The 23336-nt window shown below is 72.0% G+C and carries 20 protein-coding genes; 7 read left to right on the top strand and 13 right to left on the bottom strand.

The window, feature by feature from the left end; all coding sequences use genetic code 11:
- Positions 1 to 225: 225 nt before the first annotated feature.
- Genes ACIQ5Y_RS39150 through ACIQ5Y_RS39140 form a run of 3 tightly spaced genes read right to left on the bottom strand, consistent with a single transcriptional unit; the run spans position 226 to position 3799 of the window.
- On the bottom strand, positions 226 to 2595 hold the full coding sequence (locus ACIQ5Y_RS39150) for an ABC transporter permease (RefSeq protein ID WP_403892107.1): 2370 nt from the start codon (positions 2593 to 2595) through the stop codon (positions 226 to 228).
- Positions 2592 to 3236: an ABC transporter ATP-binding protein gene (locus tag ACIQ5Y_RS39145; protein ID WP_403892113.1), complete on the bottom strand. Its 645-nt coding sequence runs from the start codon at positions 3234 to 3236 to the stop codon at positions 2592 to 2594. Before ACIQ5Y_RS39145 ends, ACIQ5Y_RS39150 begins: the two co-directional genes overlap by 4 nt.
- Positions 3237 to 3274: 38 nt before the next feature.
- Positions 3275 to 3799, bottom strand: coding sequence for a PadR family transcriptional regulator (locus ACIQ5Y_RS39140; protein WP_403892104.1), 525 nt, complete (start codon positions 3797 to 3799; stop codon positions 3275 to 3277).
- A gap of 262 nt (positions 3800 to 4061) precedes the next feature.
- On the opposite strand from ACIQ5Y_RS39140, the gene ACIQ5Y_RS39135 reads away from it, so the two are divergent.
- Entirely contained in the window at positions 4062 to 5438 is a 1377-nt protein-coding gene (locus ACIQ5Y_RS39135) for a DUF2079 domain-containing protein (RefSeq protein WP_403892101.1), read from the top strand.
- A gap of 67 nt (positions 5439 to 5505) precedes the next feature.
- Here the strand turns inward: ACIQ5Y_RS39135 and ACIQ5Y_RS39130 are convergent, their stop codons facing one another.
- The 3 genes from ACIQ5Y_RS39130 to ACIQ5Y_RS39120 form a co-directional block, all read right to left on the bottom strand.
- Entirely contained in the window at positions 5506 to 6159 is a 654-nt protein-coding gene (locus tag ACIQ5Y_RS39130) for a peptidylprolyl isomerase (RefSeq protein WP_403892099.1), read from the bottom strand.
- A 164-nt stretch (positions 6160 to 6323) separates the two neighbouring features.
- Positions 6324 to 6650, bottom strand: coding sequence for an AT hook motif protein (locus ACIQ5Y_RS39125; RefSeq protein WP_403892096.1), 327 nt, complete (start codon positions 6648 to 6650; stop codon positions 6324 to 6326).
- Positions 6647 to 7567 carry an SPFH domain-containing protein gene (locus ACIQ5Y_RS39120; RefSeq protein WP_403892093.1) on the bottom strand — a complete coding sequence of 307 codons (921 nt, stop codon included), beginning with the start codon at positions 7565 to 7567 and terminating at the stop codon, positions 6647 to 6649. Before ACIQ5Y_RS39120 ends, ACIQ5Y_RS39125 begins: the two co-directional genes overlap by 4 nt.
- 233 nt (positions 7568 to 7800) lie before the next feature.
- On the opposite strand from ACIQ5Y_RS39120, the gene ACIQ5Y_RS39115 reads away from it, so the two are divergent.
- Positions 7801 to 10077, top strand: a complete 2277-nt coding sequence (locus ACIQ5Y_RS39115) for a transglycosylase domain-containing protein (protein WP_403892090.1) — start codon at positions 7801 to 7803, stop codon at positions 10075 to 10077.
- A gap of 89 nt (positions 10078 to 10166) precedes the next feature.
- On the opposite strand, the gene ACIQ5Y_RS39110 is transcribed toward ACIQ5Y_RS39115, so the two are convergent.
- The 3 genes from ACIQ5Y_RS39110 to ACIQ5Y_RS39100 form a co-directional block, all read right to left on the bottom strand.
- Entirely contained in the window at positions 10167 to 12383 is a 2217-nt protein-coding gene (locus ACIQ5Y_RS39110; protein WP_403892111.1) for a SpoIIE family protein phosphatase, read from the bottom strand.
- A 396-nt stretch (positions 12384 to 12779) separates the two neighbouring features.
- Positions 12780 to 13478, bottom strand: a complete 699-nt coding sequence (locus tag ACIQ5Y_RS39105) for a DUF402 domain-containing protein (protein WP_403892087.1) — start codon at positions 13476 to 13478, stop codon at positions 12780 to 12782.
- Between the two features lie 112 nt (positions 13479 to 13590).
- Positions 13591 to 14997 (bottom strand): class II fumarate hydratase, encoded by a 1407-nt coding sequence (locus ACIQ5Y_RS39100; protein ID WP_403892084.1) that lies wholly within the window; start codon positions 14995 to 14997, stop codon positions 13591 to 13593.
- 108 nt (positions 14998 to 15105) lie between these two features.
- On the opposite strand from ACIQ5Y_RS39100, the gene ACIQ5Y_RS39095 reads away from it, so the two are divergent.
- Positions 15106 to 16644, top strand: coding sequence for a ricin-type beta-trefoil lectin domain protein (locus ACIQ5Y_RS39095; RefSeq protein ID WP_403892081.1), 1539 nt, complete (start codon positions 15106 to 15108; stop codon positions 16642 to 16644).
- A gap of 128 nt (positions 16645 to 16772) precedes the next feature.
- Here ACIQ5Y_RS39095 and ACIQ5Y_RS39090 read toward each other — a convergent pair whose 3' ends face one another.
- The gene (locus ACIQ5Y_RS39090) at positions 16773 to 17543 is read right to left on the bottom strand and encodes a glycerophosphodiester phosphodiesterase (protein ID WP_403892078.1); all 771 of its coding nucleotides are present in this window, start codon (positions 17541 to 17543) and stop codon (positions 16773 to 16775) included.
- Between the two features lie 53 nt (positions 17544 to 17596).
- Here ACIQ5Y_RS39090 and ACIQ5Y_RS39085 point away from each other — a divergent pair, with 53 nt between their 5' ends.
- Positions 17597 to 17965, top strand: a complete 369-nt coding sequence (locus tag ACIQ5Y_RS39085; RefSeq protein WP_403892075.1) for a hypothetical protein — start codon at positions 17597 to 17599, stop codon at positions 17963 to 17965.
- Here ACIQ5Y_RS39085 and ACIQ5Y_RS39080 read toward each other — a convergent pair.
- The 3 genes from ACIQ5Y_RS39080 to ACIQ5Y_RS39070 all read right to left on the bottom strand — a co-directional run bounded on the left by ACIQ5Y_RS39080 (position 17931) and on the right by ACIQ5Y_RS39070 (position 21106).
- The gene (locus ACIQ5Y_RS39080; protein ID WP_403892072.1) at positions 17931 to 18569 is read right to left on the bottom strand and encodes a hypothetical protein; all 639 of its coding nucleotides are present in this window, start codon (positions 18567 to 18569) and stop codon (positions 17931 to 17933) included. The two genes, ACIQ5Y_RS39085 and ACIQ5Y_RS39080, sit on opposite strands and share 35 nt — an antisense overlap.
- A 159-nt stretch (positions 18570 to 18728) precedes the next feature.
- Positions 18729 to 19340: a hypothetical protein gene (locus tag ACIQ5Y_RS39075; RefSeq protein ID WP_403892069.1), complete on the bottom strand. Its 612-nt coding sequence runs from the start codon at positions 19338 to 19340 to the stop codon at positions 18729 to 18731.
- A gap of 101 nt (positions 19341 to 19441) precedes the next feature.
- The gene (locus ACIQ5Y_RS39070) at positions 19442 to 21106 is read right to left on the bottom strand and encodes a fumarate hydratase (RefSeq protein WP_403892066.1); all 1665 of its coding nucleotides are present in this window, start codon (positions 21104 to 21106) and stop codon (positions 19442 to 19444) included.
- Positions 21107 to 21277: 171 nt separating this feature from the next.
- Here ACIQ5Y_RS39070 and ACIQ5Y_RS39065 point away from each other — a divergent pair, with 171 nt between their 5' ends.
- From ACIQ5Y_RS39065 to ACIQ5Y_RS39055, 3 genes are all read left to right on the top strand, one after another.
- A complete protein-coding gene (locus ACIQ5Y_RS39065; protein ID WP_403892063.1) occupies positions 21278 to 21946 on the top strand; it encodes a DUF1707 domain-containing protein in 669 nt (222 codons plus the stop codon).
- A gap of 90 nt (positions 21947 to 22036) precedes the next feature.
- Positions 22037 to 22636 (top strand): TIGR03086 family metal-binding protein, encoded by a 600-nt coding sequence (locus ACIQ5Y_RS39060; RefSeq protein WP_403892060.1) that lies wholly within the window; start codon positions 22037 to 22039, stop codon positions 22634 to 22636.
- A gap of 143 nt (positions 22637 to 22779) precedes the next feature.
- On the top strand, positions 22780 to 23181 hold the full coding sequence (locus tag ACIQ5Y_RS39055; protein WP_403892058.1) for a WhiB family transcriptional regulator: 402 nt from the start codon (positions 22780 to 22782) through the stop codon (positions 23179 to 23181).
- Positions 23182 to 23336 lie beyond the last annotated feature (155 nt).

The raw sequence follows: 23336 nt of genomic DNA, 5'->3' as shown, positions 1-23336 counted from the left end.
CCCGCGCCTCAAACGCCGGCGAGGCTGGATTTCGGCTGGATTGCCCAGCCCGGCAATCCAGCCCGGCCGGGGCAAAGTCAGCCCCGCCGGCGTTTGAGGCGCGGGGGCTCGGGGGCGGAGCCCCCGCAGCGGCGCCGCACCTGCGGATTCGGCTGAGCTCCGCTCGCAGGCGCCGCCAGGGGCCCCCAGCGGTAGCCGGGGGAGTGCGAGGCGCCGGGGCCCGGCCTATTCCGTCCGCAGGCCGTCGGGACGCATCAGGCGGAGGAGGGGCGGGAGGCTGAGGAGGGTCACCAACGCCACCAGGGCCGCGCCCGTGCCGGTCATCGCGGCCACCGACGCCCAGTCGATCCGGACCGACCGGCCGGTCATCCGCATCAGGACCGCCCCCAGCCCCACCCCCGCCACCGAGGCCAGAGCCAGGCCCAGCCCGATCGGCAGGGCCGTCTGCCACAGCACCGACAGGCTCAGCGTGGAGCGCTTCGTACCGAAGGCGACCAGGGCCGACAGCAGCTTCCTGCGTTCGCGCAGCTGCTCCAGCTGCGAGACCAGCAGGCTGGTGCCGATCAGGATCAGCACGGCGGTCGCGCCGAAGAACAGCCCGGTGCGGATCGCGGCGTAGGCGTCGTCCTGTTCGGTGTACCGGAACGTCATGACCGTGGAGAGCGGCGCCGCCTTGAAAGCGGCCGTCCGAGCCCTTTCCATGGCGTCCGGCACGGACGGGTCGAGCTGCACGTATACGTGGGGGGTGAGGCTCTCGGCCATGGTCTTCGGCGCGACCGAGAGGGTCACCAGCAGCCCGGCGTGCCGCACGCCCGTCGGGTCCGGGCGCCCGGCGACCGCGCGTGCGCCGGCCGGGAAGGTCCACTGGGTGGGTTCGGCTTCGCCCGCCGGGGCGGTCGAGTTGTCCCCGCGGCTCACGCCGGGGCCGACCCAGAGGGTGTCGCCGGGCTTCGCCATGGGCTGGGGCACCCCGCCCTTCAGGGCGGGGGAGTCCGTGATCACGAAGGCGTCGCCGTCCTGGCAGGTGTCGATGGACGCGAACTCGCGCAGGGTCTCGCAGCTCCCGGCGGTCACGGGGATCCGGTCCTGGCCCGAGGGAATCCGGTGCGCGGCCTTGAAGGAGGCGGGTGCGACGGTCTTGGCGACGCCCTCGGCCCGGGAGAGCCGCTCGGCGACGGCGTCGACCGCGGCCCGGTCGCCCGCGGGCATGATCACCGAGAACGCCGAGCGGGACGGGTCCTGCCCGGTCTGCCTCGTGTAGTCGCCCTCGACGCCCGCGAAGAGCATCTGGAGGGCGATGGCCCCGGCGACCGCGACCGCGATGCCGTTGACCAGGCGCGCCGCGCCGCCGCTGCCGGCCTGGAGGCGGCGCACGGCCAGCTGCCAGGACACCGGACCGCCGGAGAGCCGGCCGACGACACGTTCCAGCAGCCAGGGCAGCAGGACGGTGATCCCGGTCAGCAGCAGCACCACACCCCCGCTGACCTGCCACTGGTTGAAGTCCCCGGGCCGGTTGCCGCGTCCGGCCATCGGGGCCAGCAGGCCGATCCCGCCGAGCGGCAGCAGCAGCCGCCACCAGATCCGGCGCCTGCGCGGCGCGGTGGCGCGGACCACGCCCAGCGGCTCGATGACCACACCGCGCAGGGCGAACAGGGCCACGGCCACGGCCGAGGCGGGCACCGCCAGGGCGACCAGTGCGGCCAGTCCCACGCCGGGGTCGAGGTCGGCGGGGAAGACGCTGTGCTGCTGGAGGGTCACGCCGCCGACCAGCCGACGGCCGATCAGGAAGAAGCCCGCGCCCAGCCCGAGTCCGATCACGGAACCGGCCAGCGCCTCGCCGGCCGCGATCCGGCGGACCATCCGGCCGTCGGCACCGACCAGTCGTAGCGCGGCGAGCCGCCGGTCGCGGGCCTCCCCGCCGAAGCGGACGGCGGTGGCGATGAACACGGCGACGGGAGTCAGCAGGGCCACGAAGGTCAGGACGACCAGGAGCATCAGCACCGGGTCGAGCCGGTCGCGCTCCACGTGCGTACTGAAGCCGGAGACGCGCTCGGCCCGGTGGCCCGGGGGGCCGTCGACCGTCAGGTCGCCCTTGCCCGCGTAGTAGTAGAGCTCGCTCGGACCGGTCAGTCCGGCGTCGCCGATGACCTGCGTGATCTTCCAGGCGTCGAACCGCTCGCGCAGGAGCGCCCCGTCCGCCGAGGCCAGCAGGCGCTTCAGCGCGGGGGAGACGGCCATCTCCCCGGGGGCGGGCACCGATTCGAGGCCGGGGGGCACGGGCGCGTCGGCGGCCTCGGCCCGGAGGAACCTGCCGTCGACGTCCTTGCCCTTGTACATCTGGTTCGCGCCGGCGAGGAGCAGCGTGCCCCGGCCGGGTCCCGTACCGGTGGGCGTGGATGTGAAGGCGCGTGCGTCCCCGCGGTCGCCGCGGGCGGCCAGCGCGCCCGGGATCGCGGTGCTGATCAGCAGCAGTGCGACGCCGAGACCGACGCCCACACCCGTGAGCAGCGTGCGGGTCCAGCCCTCGCGGCCGCCGCCGAAGGCGAAGCGGACGCCCATGCCCAGATCGCGGAGCCATGTCCGGAGCGCGCTCATGCGACCCACTCCAGGTCGCGGGACTTCCCGTCGCGTACGACGATCTCGCGGTCGGAGTAGGCGGCCACGCGGGTCTCGTGCGTGACGAGCACCACCGCGGCGCCGCTGGACCGGGCGGCGTCCGTGAGCAGCCGCATCACCAGTTCGCCGCTGAGGGAGTCGAGGGCGCCGGTGGGCTCGTCGGCGAAGACCACCCGGGGTCCGGTGACGAGGGCGCGGGCGACGGCGACGCGCTGGCCCTGGCCGCCGGACACCTCGCCGGGGCGCTTGCCGCGCACATCGTCGACCTGGAGCTGCTCCAGCCACTGCAGGGCGGTGCGTTCGGCCTCCTTGCGCTTCACGCCGGCGAGGCGCAGCGGGAGGGCGACGTTCTCCACGCAGGTCAGCTCGGGGACGAGCCGGCCGAACTGGAAGACGAAGCCGAACTCGCTGCGGCGCAGGGCGCTGCGCTCCGCGTCGTTCATGGCGGAGAGCCGGCGTCCGGCGTAGGTGATGGTGCCGGAGTCGGGGGTGATGATCCCGGCGAGGCAGTGCAGCAGGGTGGACTTGCCGGAGCCGGAGGGGCCGATGAGGGCGACGACCTCGCCGGCGTGGACGGAGAACCCGGCGCCGTCGAGGGCCTTGGTGGTGCCGTACGCCATGTGGAGGCCCGTGGCGCTGAGCAGGGTGCCGGACGGGGTCACTTGCGTACCTCCCGGGAGAGCTGGTCGAGGCGGGCCGCGGCGAGTTCGAGCCACCGCAGGTCCGCTTCCAGATGGAACAGGGCGTGGTCGCAGACCAGTTGGTCCGCGAGGTCGCCGTCGCGCTTGCGCCGGGTGAGGACACGCATCAGGCGCAGGTGCTCGGAGCGCTGGGTGTCCAGGAGTTCCTGGGCGCTACGGCCGGTGAGCAGGGCGAGGACGACCTTGGTGTAGAGCACCGAGTGCAGGTACGGCTCGGGTTTCTCGGGTTGCGAGAGCCAGGCCTCGACGTCGGTGATGCCGGCGTCGGTGATGGTGTACCGCTTGCGGTCGGGCCCGGCGCCGCTCTCGATCCCCTCGACCTCGACGAGGCCGTTCTTCAGGAGGCGGGACATGGTCGAGTAGACCTGCCCGTAGGCGAGGGGGCGGTCGTGGCCGAACTTTTCGTCGAAGGCCCGCTTGAGGTCGTAGCCGTGGCGCGGGCCGGCCTCCAGGAGGCCGAGGAGCGTGTGACCGATGGACATGCCGGTGACTCTACACCGTGTGTATACGCTCGATGTATACGTGGGGGGTATACCCCTCGGCGTGCGCCATCCGAAGGGAATCGGCCCACCCGGAACGCAACTCCGGCCCCGAAGCCTGGCGTTGCCGGCATCTTGCGGGTTCATGCAAGCACCCACCGGCACTGCCGCCACGCTTCCACCGCAGCAGACAGGCACCGAGGAACAGACGGCGCCGGAGCCGCCCCCGGAAGACCGCCCCGAACGCACATGGTGGATCTGGGCCATGGCGGGGGCGTTGTTCTTCGGCTACTCGGTCCTTTCCCTGTCCGTCCACGATCGTCTGGCCTCGCGCAGCTTCGACCTGGCGATCTTCGTCCAGGTCGTGCGCTCCTACGCGGGCTGGCACCTGCCGGTCTCGGAGGTCAAGGGCCCGGACTTCCCGGTCCTGGGCGACCACTTCTCGCCCATCCTGGCCGTGCTGGCACCGCTGTACTGGCTGTGGCCCTCGGTCAAGATGCTGCTCGTCGCGCAGGCTGCGCTGGTCGCCGGCAGCGTGGTGCCCCTGGCCTTGTGGGCCCGTCGCGCGCTGGGCGCCCCCGCCGCCGCGGTCATCGGCGTCTGCTACGGCCTCTCGTGGGGCCTCGCCAGCGGACTCGAATCCGACTTCCACGAGTGGGCCTTCGGCGTCCCGCTGCTCACGCTCTCCCTCACGGCCCTCAGTGCCGGCCGGCTGCGCGCGGCCGCTGCCTGGGCGCTGCCCCTCCTCCTGGTGAAGGAGGACCTCGGTCTCACCGTGGCCGCGATCGGCGCCGTCATCGCCTGGCGGGCGGGCCGGGGCAACCGCAGGGCGGGGCTGCTGATCGCCGCGGCCGGCGTGGCGGCGCTCGGCCTGTCCCTGCTGGTGCTGAGTTCCTTCCATCCGGGCGGGTTCGACGGCTACTTCGCCTCCCACAACCCCAACACCGGCGCGGCCGCCGGCGCGGTGCAGTCGGACGGAGGCTTCCTGGGCTCCGTCGAACGGATGACGCTCGGCCTCATCACGCCGCGCGAGAAGGTCACGACCATCTTCTACATCCTGGCCCCGACCCTCTTCCTGGCCCTGCGTTCGCCGCTCGCCCTGATCCTGGTGCCGTCCGTGCTGTGGCGCCTCTCCTCGGACTACTCGGCGCACTGGGGCACCGGCTACCACTACTCGCTGCTCGTCATGCCGATCGTCTTCGTGGCCTTCGTCGACGCCCTGCACCGGCGGGGTGCGAGCGGCCGCGGCCTGTACCGCTCTCTGGCGGGCTGCGCGGCGGTCACCTTGCTGCTGCTGCCGCACTTCGCCTTCTGGCAGCTGGTCAAGCCGGACACCTGGGCCAACCATCCCCGCACGGCGGAGGCCCACATGGTGATGGACATGATCCCGGACGGTGCCACGGTCCAGGCCGGTCACTATCTGGTGCCCCACCTGGCCGACCGCACCAGCGTCAGCCTGCACGGCTGGGGGGACAGCCGCCCCAACCCGGAATGGATCATGGTCGACACCGAGGTGACCCCGGCGATGCAATGGCCGTACAACCACATGCAGCAGGACCGTGCCGTCGAAGCGGCCCGCGCACGGGGGTACAGCACGGTGTACGACAAGCACGGCTTCATCCTGCTGACCCGCACGGACTAGCCGCCGGACGCCGGCGAACACACGGGTGCCACGTGACCGCCACGGCCACGTGGCACCCGTTCCGCGCTCAGTGCCTCGGGTACTGCACCTTGAGCGAGTTGATGACGACGGGCTCCTTGGGCGCGCCGTCGGGCTTGCCGTTCGCCGTCCCCTTCGCGGCGAACTTCTCCACCACTTCCAGCCCGTCGATGACCTTGCCGAACGGCGTCCACTCGGGCGCCATCTTGAGGACCGGGTCGGCGTAAGTGATGAAGAACTGCGCGCCGTTCCGTCCCGGCTGGGCCTTGGAGACGGCCACCGTGCCCGCCGGATAGGTGGCCCCCTGCCGGTTCTCGTTCGGATACGAGTAACCGGGGTCGGAGGTCCCCAGTCCGGCGGGGTCGCCGCATTCCAGTACGAAAATACCCGCCGTCGTGAGGCGGTGGCATTTACTGCCGTCGAAGTATTTCTTCCCGGCAAGATAAGCGAACGAATTGGTGGTGCACGGCGCCTGGCTGTTGAGTGCCTGAATGGTGATCGGGCCCTCGCTGGTGGAGATGACGAGCATGAACGGGCGCCGCGCGGCCATGGCGTCGAAGGACGGCACCCCGACCGACTTGGCGCCGTTGCCGGTGGGTGTGTAGGTGCAGGCCTCGGGCCGTTTGGCGTCCGTGTGCGTACTGCTGGTGAGGGACACCGCCGCCCAGGCGAGTCCGGAGCACGCGGCGAGCACCGCGGTCACCGTGGCCGCTTTCCGGGCCGCCCGCCGTCTCCCGAATGTCTTCCCACTGGTCAGATTCATACGCGCCTCGAATTGGGTGAGCGGCCGTATATGACGCGGTGAGCGTATCCAGTCGTGCCGAGGCGGACCGGTGGCACACGCCGTGGAATTCCGGCGGAAACGCCTCAGGAATCAGGTGCGTTACGGGGGCGGCCGCGGCGGGGGATGGGCCCCGGGGAGGAGGGCAGCCGGCCGGCCTCGGACAGCGCGCGGCGCAGCAGGAACTCGATCTGCGCGTTCGCGCTGCGCAGTTCCTCGCCCGCCCACCGCGCCAGCGCGTCGTACACCTGCGGGTCCAGCCGCAGCAGCACCTGCTTGCGCGCCGCCTGCTTCTTCGAGCCCGCGGCCGCGGGGGCTCCGGCGGCTCCGGAGGCCCCGGCGGCGGGCTCCCCGGCCGGGGGTGTCGGCCGGTCCGGGCCGCCGTCCCGGCGGGAGGGCTCGGGCCGGGTCACTGGTAGAGGGTGCCCGTGTTGACGACCGGCTGCGCGGCGCGGTCACCGCACAGGACCACCATCAGGTTCGAGACCATGGCGGCCTTGCGCTCCGGGTCCAGGTCCACGATCTCCTCCTCCGCCAGGCGGGTGAGGGCCAGTTCGACCATGCCCACCGCACCTTCCACGATCTGCTTGCGGGCCGCCACGACCGCGCCGGCCTGCTGGCGCTGGAGCATCGCGGAGGCGATCTCCGGAGCGTACGCGAGATGCGTGAAGCGGGACTCGATGATGCTCACCCCGGCCGCGTCCACCCGGGCGTGCAGCTCGGCCGCGAGCTTCTCGGTGATCTCCTCGGCGTTCTCCCGCAGGGACAGCCCGCCCTCGTCGTGGGAGTCGTAGGGGTACTCGATCGCGATGTGCCGCACCGCCGCCTCGGTCTGGGTCTCGACGAACTCCGTGAAGTCCTCGACCTCGAAGACGGCCCGGGCGGTGTCCTCGACCCGCCACACCACGACCGCCGCCAGCTCGATCGGGTTGCCGTAGGCGTCGTTGACCTTCAGGACGGCCGTCTCGTGGTTGCGCACCCGGGTGGAGATCTTCTCCCGGGAGGTCAGCGGGTTGACCCAGCGCAGTCCGTCCGTGCGGATCGTCCCCCGGTAGCGGCCGAACAGCTGGACCACCCGGGCCTCGCCGGGGGCGACGGTGTTGAGCCCGCTCATCGCGACGACGGAGGCGAGGGTCAGCAGGATGCCGCCCGCTATCAGCAGGGCCTTGGCCGCGGCGGCCGTCAGGACCGCGCCGGTCGCTATCAGACCCGCCCCGGCCAGGATGCCGGCCAGACCGAGCAGCAGCGCCAGGCCGCCGCCCACGCTGCGCGCGCTGAATTCCCGTACGCCGTCCGACGCCACGGCCGGTGAGCTCGCTGCGTTCGTCATGATCTGCCCCGTTTCTCTTGGTCGCGGCCGATCGGGCCGCTTAGCAAAGTGATATCACTTTTTCGCGGTACGGCAACCCTTCGGGCCCCATGTGCGTCGGTTCCTGTGGCGTGGGTGCTGATTCTCACGTCCGATTTGACCGGTATTGGTGACGGTTGGCCAACCTTTGTCACAGCCTGCGGTGTTAGCTTTCTGAGCTGACGTGTCGGGGGAAATCGAGCGGAGCGGGAGCGATGAGCCGAGCAGAAGCGCGTAGGGCGCAACAGCAGCCCAGTGCGCGGCGTGCGCCGAGCGGGCGCGGGAAGCCCGCCAAGGGAGGCGGGAGCGGCGGCAAACGAACCGGCATACGCCGCTTCTTCACCTGGAAGAAGGTCCTCGGGGCCTTCTTCGGTCTGATGCTGCTCATGATGGCCACGGCGATCGTCCTCTACTTCTTGGTGGAGGAACCCGACCCGAACAAGAGCGCCACGCTCCAGAGCAACACCTACCGGTACGCGGACGGCACGATCATGGCCCGCACCGGGACGATGAACCGCGAGATCGTCTCGATCGACAAGATCCCGGAAGACGTCCGCACCGCCTTCATCGCCATCGAGAACAAGTCCTTCTACAAGGACAGCGGCATCTCCGTGAAGGGCGTGGCCCAGGGCCTGTTCAACACGGTGCGCGGCAAGGGCACGGCCGGTGGCTCGACGATCACCCAGCAGTACGTCAAGAACTACTACCTGACGCAGGACCAGTCGGCGGTCCGCAAGCTCCGGGAGCTGGTGATCTCCCTCAAGGTCGACCAGCGCATGGAGAAGGACGACATCCTCGTCGGCTACCTGAACACCAACTTCTACGGCCGCAACGCGTACGGGATCCAGGCCGCGGCCCAGGCCTTCTACGGTGTCGACGTCGACAAGCTCACGCTGGAGCAGGGCGCGTACCTCGCCGCCGTCATCCAGGCCCCCAGCCAGTACGACCTGGCGACCGCCGGCCCCAACGGCACGAGGCTCGTCAACATCCGTTTCAACGCGGTCCTCGACAACATGGTCGAGATGGGCAAGCTCGACCCGGCCAAGCGCAAGACCATGACGCTCCCGCCGCCCATCAAGCCCAAGCCCCGCCCGGGCATGGACGGCCAGAAGGGCTACCTGATCCAGGCGGCCAACGACGAGATGAACGAGCAGAACATCACCGACGCGGAGATCAACGCCGGTGGCTGGAACATCGTGCTCAACATCGATCCGAAGAAGCAGAAGGCGCTGGAGGACGCCGTCAACGAGGAGCTGGAGTCCAAGCTCGACCGCAAGGACACCAAGAACCGCCCCGTGGACCAGAGCGTCCAGGCCGGCGCCACCTCGGTGGACCCCAAGACCGGTGCCATCGTCGCGATGTACGGCGGCCAGGGCCTGGCGGAGAAGGACCAGAGCAACGCCCTGCGCACCGACTACCAGCCCGGCTCGACCTTCAAGCCGATCGTGCTCGCCTCCGCCCTGCAGAACACCTCCAACACGCAGGACGGCAAGCCGATCACCCCGAACACCCTGTACGACGGCACCAGCAAGCGGTCGGTGAAGGGCAGCAAGGTTCCCTTCGCTCCGGAGAATCAGGACCAGAGGAACTTCGGCAACCCGTTGATCACGGTCCAGGAGGCGACCGACTTCTCCGTGAACTCCGTCTACGCACAGATGATCGTGGACGTCGGCCCGGAGAAGGTGAAGAAGACGGCCCTGTCGATGGGCATGAAGGACCGTGACGGCTGGCCGGCGGACCAGCCGGCCATGTCGCTCGGCACCATGGGTGCCAGCACTGTGGAGATGGCGGGCGTCTACGCCACCTTCGACAACCATGGCAAGAAGGTCACCCCGACCATCATCGGGAAGGCCGAGCACAAGGACCGCGAGTTCGCCCCCCGCCAGGCCATCGGCGCCCAGGCCATCACCCGCAAGACCGCCGACACGGTCACCAAGGTCCTCACCGGCGTCGTCAACGACGACGGCGGCTCCGGCAACAAGGTCCGCAGCAGCGCCTACGAGGCCGCCGGCAAGACCGGCACCGCCGAGAAGAACACCGCCGCCTGGTTCACCGGGTTCACGCCCGAACTGGTCACCGTCGTCGCGATGTTCGGCGAGGAGCCCGGCACCCACACACAGGTCACCCTGACCGGTACCGCCGGCGGTGGCCGTGCGGGTGGATCCAGCTTCCCCGCCGCGATCTGGAAGACGTACACCCTCGCCGCCCTCAAGGGCGTGGACACGGACGAGTTCGACCTGAAGGAAGCGGAGATGGGCGCCACGCAGGCCCCGACCCGCAGCGCCTCCCCGACCCAGTCGACGACCCCCTCGTCCACCCCCTCGGGCAGCAGCAGCGCGCCGGGGAACCAGTCGCCGTCGCCGACGCCGACCAAGAGCGGCACGAAGTCGCCGACCCCGAGCCAGTCGCCGAGCACGAGCCCGGTCCCGACCAAGTCGAACGGCCCCAAGCCGCCGGACCCGCCGGTGGTTCCGCAGCAGCAGCCCCAGTAGGCCCCTAACGGCAGAACCGCCGCCCGCGCAGGACGCGGGCGGCGGTTCTTTCGTTCTCGGAGCCTTCCAGAGGCTCTGCGGAGGCCTTCTCAGCGGCGCTCGTGCGGCCCCGGCAGCGGCAGCTCGAACCAGACGACCTTGCCGCTGCTCAGCCGCGTCGCACCCCAGCGCCGGGCCATCCGGTTGACCAGGAACAGGCCGCGTCCGCCCTCGTCCGTGTCCCGCGCCCGGCGCTGGCGGGGCAGCTGAGGGGAGTCGTCGCCGACCTCGCAGCGCAGTACGTCCGTCCGCAGCAGCCGCAGCGTCACGGGCCGCTCCGCGTACCGCACGGCATTGGTGACGACCTCGCTGACCAGCAGTTCGAGGGAATCGCTCAGCTCCTCCAGGCCCCAGCGGGTCAGCGCGCGGCGCGCGAACCGGCGGGCCCGGCCCGGCGCCGTCTCCTCCGGGTCCAGGAACCAGTACGCGACGTCACTGGGCGCGATCCCGTCGAACCGCGCCGCGAGCAGCGCGATGTCGTCGTCCCGGTCCCCCGGACCGAGCATGTCCAGCACGTCGTCGCACAGGGCCTCCAGCGGCGGCGGGTGGTCCAGGCCGGTCAGCTGCGCGGTGGTGGCCAGGCGCTCGCGGAGCAGCTCGATGCCGGTCCACACGTCCCGCAGCCGGGACTCCACCAGGCCGTCGGTGTAGAGCAGCAGCGTCGCCCCGGCGGGGGCGTCCAGCTCCACGGCCTCGAAGTCCACGCCGCCGACGCCGATGGGGGCGCCCGGCGGTACGCGGAGCACCTCGGCGCGACCGCCGAGGTGCAGGAGCACCGGCGGCGGGTGGCCGGCGTTGGCGATGGTGATCCGGTGCGAGACCGGGTCGTAGACGGCGTACAGGCAGGTGGCCATGCGGTCCGAGCCGAGGCGCTGCGCCTGCTCGTCGAGGTGGTGCAGCACCTCGGCCGGGGGCAGGTCCAGCTGCGCCAGGGTCTGGGCCGTCGTACGGAGCTGGCCCATGATCGCGGCCGAGGTCATGGAGTGGCCCATGACGTCGCCGACGACCAGTGCGACCCGGCTGCCGGGCAGCGGTATGGCGTCGTACCAGTCCCCGCCGACCCGGGCCGTCTCGGCGGCCGGCAGGTAGCGCGAGGCGAGCCGCACCCCGGTGGGCTGGGGCAGGCTGTCGGGCAGCATGGTGCGCTGGAGCTCGTCCGCGATGTACGCCTCGCGGCCGTACAGCACGGCCTTGTCGATGCCGAGCGCGGTGTGCGTGGCCAGCTGGGCGGCGACCAGCAGGTCGTTCTGCTCGAAGGCGGGCCGTTCCGGGCTGCGCAGGAACACGGCCGCGCCGATCACCCGGCGGCGGCCGCGCAGGGGCGCGAGAACGGCCCGGTTGCCGCGCGGCACCGGGTGCTCCGAGCCGAGCAGCTCCGCCAGGGCCTCCTTGGCGCCTGCGGCGGACCCGAACACGGGCCGTACACCGCGCAGCACCTCGGCGAGCGGGCCGCCGGAGCGGATCTCGCACAGCTCGGCCGCGGGCAGGTCACCCTGCGGGCCGAGCAGCGGGAGCTGACTGAAGTCGAGTTCGCCGGCGGCCCCCGCGGCCCCGGCGCCCTCGACCGTGCCCAGGTCGTCGATCGGCCGGAGCCGGTCGGTGCGGCGCAGCCTTAAAACGACCGGGCCGACGGGGCGCTCGTCGCCGACGGGAAGCGGGTCGCGCAGGTAGACGAGGATCGCGTCGGAGAAGGTCGGGACGGTGGCCCGGCACAGTCCGAGCACGATCTCGTCGAGGTCGATGCCGCGGGCGATCCGCCGCGTGGCGGCCCCGACGAACCGCAGCCGGTCCCCTTCCCGCCGTGCGGCCGAAACCTCCCCGCCGGTTGTCCCGCCCTTGCCGTCCCCGGCCGTGTCGCCGCCCTCTCCGCGCGGGCGCGGTGCGTCGGCGTCGGCGAGCCGGCGGGTCGTGTCGTCGCCGTCCCCGGCGCCGCCCTCCCCGCGGGCGCGCGGAACCGCGCCGTGCCCGGTGTCCTCGCCGCGCACGCGGTGGGCCCGGGCGGCATTGCGTGCGGCCGCCCCGTCCCGTGCCGCACCCTTGCCGCCCCGGGCGGGACCGTCGCCTTCGCCGGCCGGGCCCTCGCCCTCCTCGCGCGCGCGGGGCTGCTCGGCGCCCGCCGCGTTGCGCGCGGCCGCGCCGTCCCGCGCACGGGCCCGGCCGGGGTCGGCCGTCGGCGGTACGTCGGCGGAGGCGGCCGCCTTGCCCCGCGGGCGGGGGAGTCCGGCGCTCGCGGCGGGGCCCGCCGCGGAGCGGGCCGCGGCCTCCACCGCCGGGCCGGCGCCCGTGCCCGGGGCATGCGTGCGTACGGCCTCGGCGGCGATCGGCGCCTTGCCGTGGCCGGGCTCGTCCGTACCTCCGCCGGAGGCGACGGGCTGCGGGCCCTCCTGGGAGGTGGGGTACTCCGTCACGCGTGGAATTCCGTCCGTTTGCGCTCGATGTGCGCTGCACTCAACTCGGTCAGTCGCGGTATACCCGCTCAGCGGCCGCGGCACCATCGCCCCGCGCTTCCGGGTCCCCCTCGTTACTTCTCGCCCTGCCTCGACCTCCGGTCAAGTACCGCGCGTAACACGACACTTACGGATCCGCGGCCCACCCGCACCGCCAGCGCTGCGACCTCGCGGAGAACGATCCTACGTTTGAACCCCGGGGGCGCATCAAGGGTCTCATGAGGTCATATGCGCCGGGGTGCGGTCCCAATCCTCGGGCAGGACCGGAACCGTCCATGCCGGATCCGGCCGCCAGTCCTCCCAGCCGTCGCAGAACGGCGGCCCCCACGCCTTGATCAGGTCGACCGCGTCGTGCCCCGCCGCCAGCACCAGCTCGGCCTGCTCCGAGTCCATCAGCCCGGACTGCTGCGCCTGCGCGAACTCGTCCTCGTCCCGCCACTTCCACGTGCGGTCGGGGTAGACGGAGATGTCGAGGAAGTGGTCCTCGGAGTCGACCCCGCCGGACCACCGGGTCCGCGGCGACTCCAGGTTCACGTACCAGCTCTTGAACCGCCAGCCGTGCTCCCAGAACAGCCACACCGACCACGGCTCCCCGGGCCGGGCCAGCTTGAGCACGCCCGCGCCGAACCAGCGCGACCGCACGGTGGTCCGCGGCGCGGTGTAGCGGGTGGCGAGCGGCTCCTCGTGCACGGGCGTGCCGTCGGCCAGCACCGGCTTGACGCACTCGGTGCCCGGGGCCATCCAGACGGCCAGCAGGTCCTCGGTGTCCCGCACGACGGTCACCGGGCGGCAGATGTGCACCCGGCCCTTCGGCCCGGGCGCGTGGTCGCGGTAGCGCCAGAGGATCTGCTCCCCGGGCGCCCAGCGCACGTCGTGCGCCGCGCCATCGCTCTCGGGCCGGAAGGTACCTGTCATGCGCAGATCTTAGGGCGGGGGCGCCGGCGCCCGCTGCGGTGCAGGTCACGGAGGGGGTCGGGGACGGTAAACGACCGAATCCGGCCCCTCCCCGAGCCCTCGGCACCCCGTCTCAGGGGTGCGTCATCCGCAGCACGTCCAGGGCCTCGTCCAACTGCTCCAGGGTGAGGTCGCCGCGGTCCACGAAGCCGGACTCCAGGACGACCTCCCTGATCGTCTTGCGTTCCGCGAGGGACCTCTTGGCGACCTTGGCGGCCTCCTCGTAGCCGATGTAGCGGTTCAGCGGGGTCACCACGGAGGGCGAGGACTCGGCGTACTCCCTGGCCCGGGCGGTGTTGGCGGTGATCCCCTCGACCGTGCGGTCCGCCAGCAGGCGGCTCGCGCCCGCGAGCAGCCGGATCGATTCGAGCAGGTTCCTCGCCATCACCGGCAGCATCACGTTGAGCTCGAAGTTCCCGGCGGCGCCCGCCACGGCGACGGTCGCGTCGTTCCCCATCACCTGCGCGGCGACCATCAGCACGGCTTCCGGGACCACCGGGTTCACCTTGCCGGGCATGATCGAGGAGCCCGGCTGGAGATCCGGGAGGTTGATTTCGGCCAATCCCGTGCGCGGCCCGGAGGCCATCCAGCGCAGGTCGTTGCAGATCTTGGTGAGCGAGACGGCGATCGTGCGGAGCATGCCCGAGGTCTCCACCAGCGCGTCCCGCGCCCCCTGGGCCTCGAAATGGTCGCGGGCCTCGGTCAGCGGCAGCCCGGTCGCGGCGGCCACCTCGGCGATCACCGCCGCGGAGAACCCGGGCGGGGTGTTGATCCCGGTGCCCACCGCCGTGCCGCCCAGCGGCAGCTCCGCGAGCCGCGGCAGGGCCGCGTGCAGCCGCTCGATGCCGTAGCGGACCTGGGCCGCGTACCCGCCGAACTCCTGGCCCAGGGTGACGGGGGTGGCGTCCATCAGGTGCGTCCGCCCGGCCTTGACCACGTGCTCGAACTCGGCGGCCTTGCGTTCCAGGACGATCTCCAGGTGCCGCAGGGCCGGGACCAGGTCGTGGGTGACGGCGGCGGTGGCGGCGATGTGGATGGAGGACGGGAAGACGTCGTTGGAGCTCTGCGAGGCGTTGACGTGGTCGTTGGGGTGGACCTGCACGCCGTCCATGCGCTCGGTGGCCAGGGTGGCGATCACCTCGTTGGCGTTCATGTTGGACGAGGTCCCGGAGCCGGTCTGGAAGACGTCCACGGGGAAGTGGTCGTCCCAGCGGCCGTCCGCGACCTCGGCGGCGGCGGACCGGATCGCCGCGGCGATGTCCTCGTCCACGACGCCGAGCCGCGCGTTCACCATGGCGGCCGCGGCCTTGATGCGGGCGAGCGCCTCGATGTGGGCGCTCTCCAGGCGCTGCCCGGAGATCGGGAAGTTCTCCACCGCGCGCTGGGTCTGCGCACGCCATTTGGCGCGCGCGGGGACCCGTACGTCGCCCATGGAGTCGTGCTCGATCCGGAACGCTTCGGCCTGCTGGTCGTCGGTCATCTTCGTGGCCTCCTCAGAAAGTTGAGCAATTGTCTTGTTCGAAGTGTTCCCAACTCCCCTACCGGCCAGTAAATACCGGGGGTAACACTGACAGCCGGGGAGGCGTCCATGGCACGTGCACGTACGAAACCCATGCTCAGATCTACCTTCGCCGCGGTCGCGGCGATCGCGGCCGCCCTCGGGGGCGTCACCGCCATCACCCCGATGGCCCAGGCCGCGACCACGGCGGGGACCACGGCGGGGGCCGTCACGGCGCTGTCGCCCGAGCTGGAGGCCATCCGCGCGGCGGAAGCCACCAAGATCTACGGCGACCCGGCCATCCGCCCGCTCGCGGAACGCAAGACCGGCTTGATCTCGCTCGGTGACAGCGAGATTTCGGGCGAGGGCGTCGGCAACTACGACCCCGCGACCAACACCTCGTCCAACCAATGCCACCGCTCGCCCGACTCGGCGATCCACCGCACCGCAATCCCCGCCGACCTGACCTTCAACGTCGCCTGCTCCGGCGGGTACACCGGCAACATCCGCATCGGCGGGAGCAAGCAGTACGCCGACGAGCTGGTGCAGAGCGACAGCCTCGCCATCAAGGCCCGCAACACGAAGATCAAGATGGTGCTGCTGGTCGCCGGCGCCAACGACGACCTCCAGTTCGGCCCGGTCATGACCGACTGCGTCACCCGCTGGGTGCTCAGCCAGGGCACCTGCGAGCCCAAGTACGGCCCCGGCTGGCAGGCGCGCGTCGACGGGCTGAAGCCCAAGGTCGAGGCCACGGTCGGGGACCTCAAGAAGGTCATGCGCGACGCCGGGTACGCCGACTCCGACTACAAGCTCGTCGTCATGGGCTACCCCAGCCCCATCGGCCCCGACTTCTACGACAACCCGAACTTCCCCGGCAAGCTCCCCGGAGGCTGCGCGGGCTACGACTCCGACGCCACCTGGGGCCGCAACTACGCCGTGCCCGCCTTCGAGAAGGGCATGCGCGAAGCCGCCCGCAACTCGGGCGCGATCTTCCTCGACAACTCCCGCCTCTTCCACGGCCACGAGGTCTGCATGGAGGACACCTGGGCCCGCGGCCTCTACCTCGACCTCGGCGACCACTTCCCGTGGGACGAGAACACCACCCGCCAGTCCTTCCACCCCAACTACCGGGGCCACGGCGCGTTCGCGTCCTGTCTGACCCAGCTCTACAACTCCGGCCTGCGCGAGGCCTCCTGCGCCGACCCCGCAAGCACCGGCACCCCAGTCCTCCAGGCCGGCGCCTGGGACTCCCTCTACGCACCCCTGAAGAACGAGGCCACCGGCAACTGCCTCGACGCGAAGGGCGGCTCCAGCGCCAATGAGACGGCGGTCCTCGGCTGGGACTGCCACGGCGGACGCAACCAGGGCTGGTGGTACGACACGGCACGCAAGTCGGTCCACATCGAGCTCACCCACGACCGCTGCCTCGACGCCCCCGGCGCCAAGTACGGGGCCGGCACCGGCCTGATCCTCTGGAACTGCCACGGCGGAGCGAACCAGCAGTTCGTCCGCGACGGCGCCACCATCCGCCCCGCGGCCGCCCAGGGCATGTGCCTGACGGTCGCCGCCGCCCACGACCCGCTGCGCCTGCAGCCGTGCAACGGCTCGGCGAACCAGCGCTTCACGTAACCCGGCAGCACCCCCGCCAGACCCCACGCGACCCCCCACACCCGGCCGGCGCACCCCGGCCGGGTGTCTCCAACTCCTGTGGCACGCTCGCCCGGTGATGGCCGCACGGTCCCGTCGGCGGCCACCGCTCAGCGGGAGTCCAGGAGCTTTCGGACCTCCCGCGGCCGGTTGGTGATGATCGTGTCCACGCCGAGCCGCACGCACAGCTCCACGTCCTCGGGCTCGTCCACGGTCCACACGCGCACCCGCAGCCCCTTGGCCTTCAGCCGGCCCACCAGCCCCGGATCCCGCCGCACCAGGTCGATGCCCGGCCCCGCGTGGGTCGCGAACGGAGGCCGTACCGGCCGCAGCGTCCGCTCGATCAGGTAGACGGTCGGCAGCCCGGGCGCGAGCCGGTGCATCCGCGTCAGCGCGTTCCGGGAGAAGCTCATCACCTCGACGCGGCCCGACGCCCCGTCCGCGAGCCCGTACTCCCGGAGCATCCGCGCCAGCTCCACCTCCAGCCGGCCGCCGGCCCGCGACGGGTGCTTGGTCTCCACGGCGAGCCCGACGGGCCGCTCCGCCGCCAGCGCCTCCCGCAGCAGGTCCTCGAAGAGCAGCACCCGCGCCCCGGCGTGCTCCTCGCCCTTCCACCGCCCGAAGTCGAGCGCGGCGAGCTCGGCGTACGTCATCGTGGAGACCACCCCCCGCCCGTCGGAGGTCCGCTCCACCCGCCGGTCGTGCACGCACACCAGCTTCCGATCGGCGGTGAGCCGCACGTCGCACTCGAGCGCGTCGGCCCCGTCGGCGATGGCCTGCCGGTAGGCGGCCATGGTGTGCTCGGGGTGCTCGTGGGAGGCCCCACGGTGGGCGACCACGCGGATGGCGCGGGCGGTGGGAAGCGTGGACTGCCGGTTCATGTGTCCGACGTTAACCCGATGCGGTGGGGGGTTCCGTACCGCATGCTGCAGCGATGGTTGAACAGTTCGCGAAATTGCACCCCTGCGACCCCTGCGAGTCCTGCCGCTTCGAGGCCTGGCAGCGCATCGTCGGCGGCAGGCTCCGGTGGGAGGAGTCGCAGGAGTGCACCGCTTACGGATTCATCGCGTGCGGCGGAGGCTGGGGCCCTCCGCCACCCTGGGTCCGCGAGCGGATCCTCGCCGAGGAGGGCGCGGTACGCCTCGCCGTCGGCGGTCCGGACGGTCTGCCGCTCAAGGCCGTCCGGGAGTTGTACGGCCTCACGCTCCCGGAGCTGATCGCGGCCCGGGAACACGGCATCGAGGCCACCCCGGTCGAGGCGCGGATGCTCACTTCGGCAGAGGGGACAGCGGGGCCGGGTTGACCTTGAAGTTGCCCTTGGTGACCTCGGTGAAGGGGGCCGGGGCCATGCAGGTGCCCACGGTTGCCTCCGCCACCGTGCCGTCCGGCTTCACGTCGAGGTTGGCGACGGCCCAGGAGAAGCCGAGGCGGTCCGGTTCGCCGCGCTGCCCGTCCTGGACGCTGATGCCGATCCGCTTGCCCTCCCAGCCGGCGACGTTCGAGGTCTTGACCACGGCGGTCAGGGTGGCGGTCCTGCCACCCGTGACCAGGCAGTCCACCTCCGCCTCGCCGGTGCCGATGAAGCCGGACTCCTTGAAGTGGTGGTAGATGGTCACCCGGCCCCGGGCGTCCGTCGGCAGGCCCTTCTCGGGGCCCGGCGCCGGGTACGGCTTGCTCCACGGGGTGGACTCGGCGTCGACCGTGAAGCGGATGTCGTCCTTCGCGGAGTAGGGGAAGAAGATCGTGCCGCCCCCGTGGACGGAGGCGAGCCTCGACGCGGCCGGTGCGGCCGGTGCGGCCGGTGCGGCCGGCGCCGCCGGGGCGGGGCCCGCCGCGACCAGCGACGCCACGAGGGCGGCGGCGGTCCCGGCGAGGACGATGGCGCGGGTGCGGGTGCGGCTCTTCACGGTGAACTCCCGTTGTGCGTGGGCTGTTTGGGTACGAGAAACAGCCTCGCCGGGAGCCCGCCCGCCTGCCATCTGCCGATGGGCGGAGATGCGCGAGGGCTCCTCCCCCGAACGGGGGAGGAGCCCGGAGACTCGCGCCCGGCCGGGCTCGGCCGACGATCACCCCATGGAGGCGTCCGCCGCCACGTGGAAGATCCGTGAGAAGCCCGCGCGCACGGCACCCCGACGGGTGAGTACGGACCGGTCCACCCCGGAGAAGACGAGGGCGAGCGCGATGTCGGACCCGAGGGCGCGGCCCGTCGCGCTCACATCGATGTGCTTCCACTTGGCGATGCCGGATTCCTTGACCCTGACGGTGACCCCTCGGTCCTCGTTGTCCGCCTCGCGCCTGAGGACGTACTCCCGCTTGTCGACCGCCCACAGCCGGTACTTGTCGCCGCCGAACCTCATGTGCAGGCCGCGGCCCCGGTGCGTGGCCGCCCACCGGTTCCGCTCGAGGTACACCACGGCGTCCCCGACGCGCAGCGACGGCCCGTTGAGCGTCGGACGCTCGGTGATCATCACCTGGATGCCGCGGGACTCGAAGACGGCCGTGGGGACGTGGCCGCCGGTGACCTCGGTGGCGCGGACGTCGTCGTGCACAGGGGGCAGCGCGGCAACCGTGATCTCGCCCCACTCCGGGGACGTCCCCTCCCAGATGATCCGGCGAACCGGACGCTTCTCCCCGCCCTGCCGCGTCTTCAACCGGAACGGGGTGCTCTGGGTGTGCATGTCCCTGCCCTCCTGGCCGAACGGGTTCAGCGCGCTGCCGAGCCCGGCCCGCGCATCGCGCCGGGGGCGACGCACTCGGCGCGCCCCCGGCGGATCTTGCGCTACAGGCCCGGGCCGCGCACCGGGATGTGCGTGAACGTCGGCTCCGGCGCCGGGTTCTGGAAGAAGTCGTTGCCCTTGTCGTCCACGACGATGAAGGCCGGGAAGTCCTCCACCTCGATCTTCCAGACCGCCTCCATGCCGAGCTCCTCGTACTCCAGGACCTCGACCTTCTTGATGCAGTCCTGGGCCAGGCGCGCGGCCGGGCCGCCGATCGAGCCGAGGTAGAAGCCGCCGTGCGAGCCGCACGCGTCCGTGACCTGCTGCGAGCGGTTGCCCTTGGCCAGCATGACCTTCGAGCCGCCCGCCGCCTGGAACTGCTCGACGTAGCTGTCCATGCGGCCGGCCGTGGTCGGGCCGAAGGAGCCGGAGGCGTAGCCCTCGGGGGTCTTCGCGGGGCCCGCGTAGTAGACCGGGTGGTCCTTCAGGTACTGCGGCATGCCCTCGCCCGCGTCCAGCCGCTCCTTGATCTTGGCGTGCGCGATGTCGCGCGCCACGACCAGCGGGCCGGTCAGGGACAGGCGGGTCTTGACCGGGTGCTGGGTGAGGGTCGCGAGGATCGACTCCATCGGCTGGTTCAGGTCGATGGAGACCACGTCCGAGGACTCGTCCAGGTGGGAGTCCGTGGTGTCCGGCAGGAAGCGGGCCGGGTCCGTCTCCAGCTGCTCCAGGAAGACGCCCTCGGCGGTGATCTTCGCGACCGCCTGGCGGTCCGCGGAGCAGGAGACCGCGATGGCGACCGGGAGGGAGGCGCCGTGGCGGGGGAGGCGGACGACGCGGACGTCGTGGCAGAAGTACTTGCCGCCGAACTGCGCGCCGATGCCGATCTTCTGGGTGAGCTCGAAGACCTGCTGTTCGAGGTCGAGGTCGCGGAAGCCGTGGCCCAGCGGGGAGCCCTCGGTGGGCAGCTCGTCCAGGTAGTGCGCGGAGGCGTACTTCGCGGTCTTCAGCGCGTGCTCGGCCGAGGTGCCGCCGACCACGATCGCCAGGTGGTAGGGCGGGCAGGCCGCCGTGCCGAGCGAACGGATCTTCTCCTCCAGGAACTTCATCATGGAGGCCTCGTTGAGGACCGCCTTCGTCTCCTGGTAGAGGAAGGACTTGTTGGCCGAGCCGCCGCCCTTGGCCATGAAGAGGAACTTGTACGCGCCGCCGTCGGTCGCGTAGAGCTCGATCTGCGCGGGCAGGTTCGAGCCGGTGTTCTTCTCCTCCCACATGGTGATCGGGGCCATCTGCGAGTAGCGCAGGTTCAGGCGGGTGTACGCGTCGTAGATGCCGCGCGAGAGCGCCGCCTCGTCGCCGCCCTCGGTGAGGACGTTCTGGCCGCGCTTGCCCATCACGATCGCCGTGCCCGTGTCCTGGCACATCGGCAGGACGCCGGCCGCCGCGATGTTCGCGTTCTTGAGCAGGTCGAGGGCGACGAACTTGTCGTTCGAGGAGGCCTCGGGGTCGTCGATGATGCGGCGCAGCTGCGCGAGGTGCGCGGGGCGCAGGAAGTGCTGGATGTCGTGGATCGCCTCTTCGGCGAGCTTGCGCAGCGCCTCCGGCTCGACCTTGAGGAACGTACGGCCGTCCGCCTCGAAGGTGGACACGCCCTCGGCGGTCACCAGCCGGTAGGGGGTGGTGTCCTCGCCCAGGGGCAGCAGGTCGGTGTACGCGAACTCCGGCATTTGGGTAGCCATTCCTCACTCGGCAGACAGCGCTGGCGACCATTTGGCAGCGCGGTCATCAAGCGTAGGACCTCTCGACGCGGCCGTGGTTGTGAGGTAAGGCTCACTCGGGGCCCGTTCCACGCCACTCAGGAGTATCGCGATCTATCGTGTCTCGCTATGCTGGCCGACGTGGACCTGGAAAAGCACCCCGCCGCCCCCGCCTCCGCCGCGCCCGGCCTGCGCGCCTCCGACGCGGACCGGGACCGGATCGCGCAGAGGCTCGCCGACGCCCTCGCCGAGGGCCGGCTGAACCCCGAGGAGCACTCGGAGCGCCTGGACTCGCTGTACGAGCTCAAGACGGTCGACGAGCTGGAGGTCCTCGTACGGGACCTGCCCGCGCCCGGCACCGGGCACCCTGCGGCCGCGTACGGGGCCGGAGCCGTCGGAGCGGCCGTTCCCGCGGGCTACGCGGAGAACGTCGTCGCCGTGTGCAGCAGCGCCTCCCGCAAGGGCCGCTGGCGGCCGGGCGCGCACACCCGCGCGGTTTCGGTCATGGGCGACATCGAGATCGACCTCACCGAGGCCGTCTTCGAGCAGCAGGTCACCGAGATCAACGTGACCTGTGTACTGGGCAACGTGGAGATCCGGGTCCCGGAGAACGTCACCCTGCGCGGCTACGGCAGCGGGGTCCTCGGCAACTTCGAGGTGCGCGGCGAGAGCCGCGGGGAGCCCGACCCGCAGGCCCCCGTGGTGATCGTCCGCGGCTTCGCCCTGCTCGGCAACATCGAGGCCCGCCCCAAGCGCGGCGCCCGCCTCGTCGACCTGGCGCACAAGCTGCGCAAGCGGCCCGGCGGCTGAGCCCGGTTCCGTTTCCCGGGCTCCTCGGTTTCCCAACACGCCCTGGAAACAACGGGATTCGGCCGCGCGGACTCTCGTAGGATCCGGCGCATGACCGTATCCAAGTGGGATCTGCTCGACCAGGCACACGAAGCACTTCGCGCCACCGTCGCCGCGGTGCCGGCCCACGGCTGGGACCTGCCGACGCCATGCGATCAGTGGAACGTCACCCAGGTCCTCCAGCACGCCGCCGGTGACCAGCTCGCCTACGCCTCCCGTCTCACCGGCGGCCCCGGCCCGGCCGAGGACCCGTTCGCGCCGTCCGGCGCCCTGAGCGGCGCCCCGGCGCAGCTGCTGGAGCCCGCACTCGCCGCGGCCGCCGAGGCCTTCGCCGGGGTCGTACCCGGTACCGCCGAGGTCGCGGTGCCGCTGCCCCCGTTCACGGTGTCCGCCGAGACGGCCGTCGGCGCGGCCGCCCTGGACGCCGCCGTGCACGCCTGGGACATCGCCGTGGCCACCGGGCAGCCGTCCCCGCTCCCCGCGGACCTGGCCCGCGCCCTGCGGCCCGCCGCGGAAGCCCTCGCCGAGCCCCTGAGGGGCTTCGCCTACGGCCCGGCGCTGCCCGGTGGGCCCTCGCCCGAAGCCGACCCGGCCGGGTCGCTGCTGGCCTACCTGGGGCGTGATCCGGGCTGGGCGCCGAGCGGGGTGTGAGCGCCCCGGCGGCAGGGGCACGTTTCGGACGAAGGCCGCGCGGCCGGTAGTGCGCGGTGCATAGGGGCGCGTACAGCGGGTAGGGACAGGTGCATCGTCTCTCGCTCGCGTCTCGCTCGCGTATACGTCGTCAGGAGTAGACCGTGCCGCATCCGCCGCATCAGTCCCTGCAGGCAGCCGCCGTCCAGACTCTTCAGGGGCGTGCGGCGCCGGCCGTGCCGAAGCCGCGGACCCCGTCGCGGGAAGAGGACGGTCCCTGGCACGCGGAGGCGGTGTGCCGCCGGGACGAGGCGGGGCTCTTCTTCGCGCCGTCGAAGGAGCCGACCGCGGCCCGGCTCTCCCGCGAGGAGGCCGCCAAGCGCGTCTGTGCGCGCTGCCCGGTGATGGTCGCCTGCCGGGAGCACGCACTGCTCCAGCCCGAGCCGTACGGAGTCTGGGGCGGCCTCACCGCCGCCGAGCGCCGGGTGATCCTGGCCCGGATGCGCCGCAGGTCCGCCGAACTCCGCCAGGCCCCGGGCCCCGGCCCGATCGCCGCCGCGGGCTGAAACGTACGCCCATTCCAGCCCCGCCGGCGTTTGAGGCGCGGGGGTCCGGGGGCGGAGCCCCCGGGAACGGCGCCGCAGGTTCAGGGCGGAGGACACGACGGAGGGGCGGGGGACCGGATGGGCGGGGTGCCCCCCCCCCCCCGGCCCCCCCGGCC

The sequence above is a fragment of the Streptomyces sp. NPDC096339 genome, assembly GCF_044762985.1.
Taxonomy (GTDB): Bacteria; Actinomycetota; Actinomycetes; order Streptomycetales; family Streptomycetaceae; genus Streptomyces.
The sequence above is the reverse complement of the archived record's forward strand: the minus strand, read 5'-3'. Positions and strand labels throughout refer to the sequence as shown.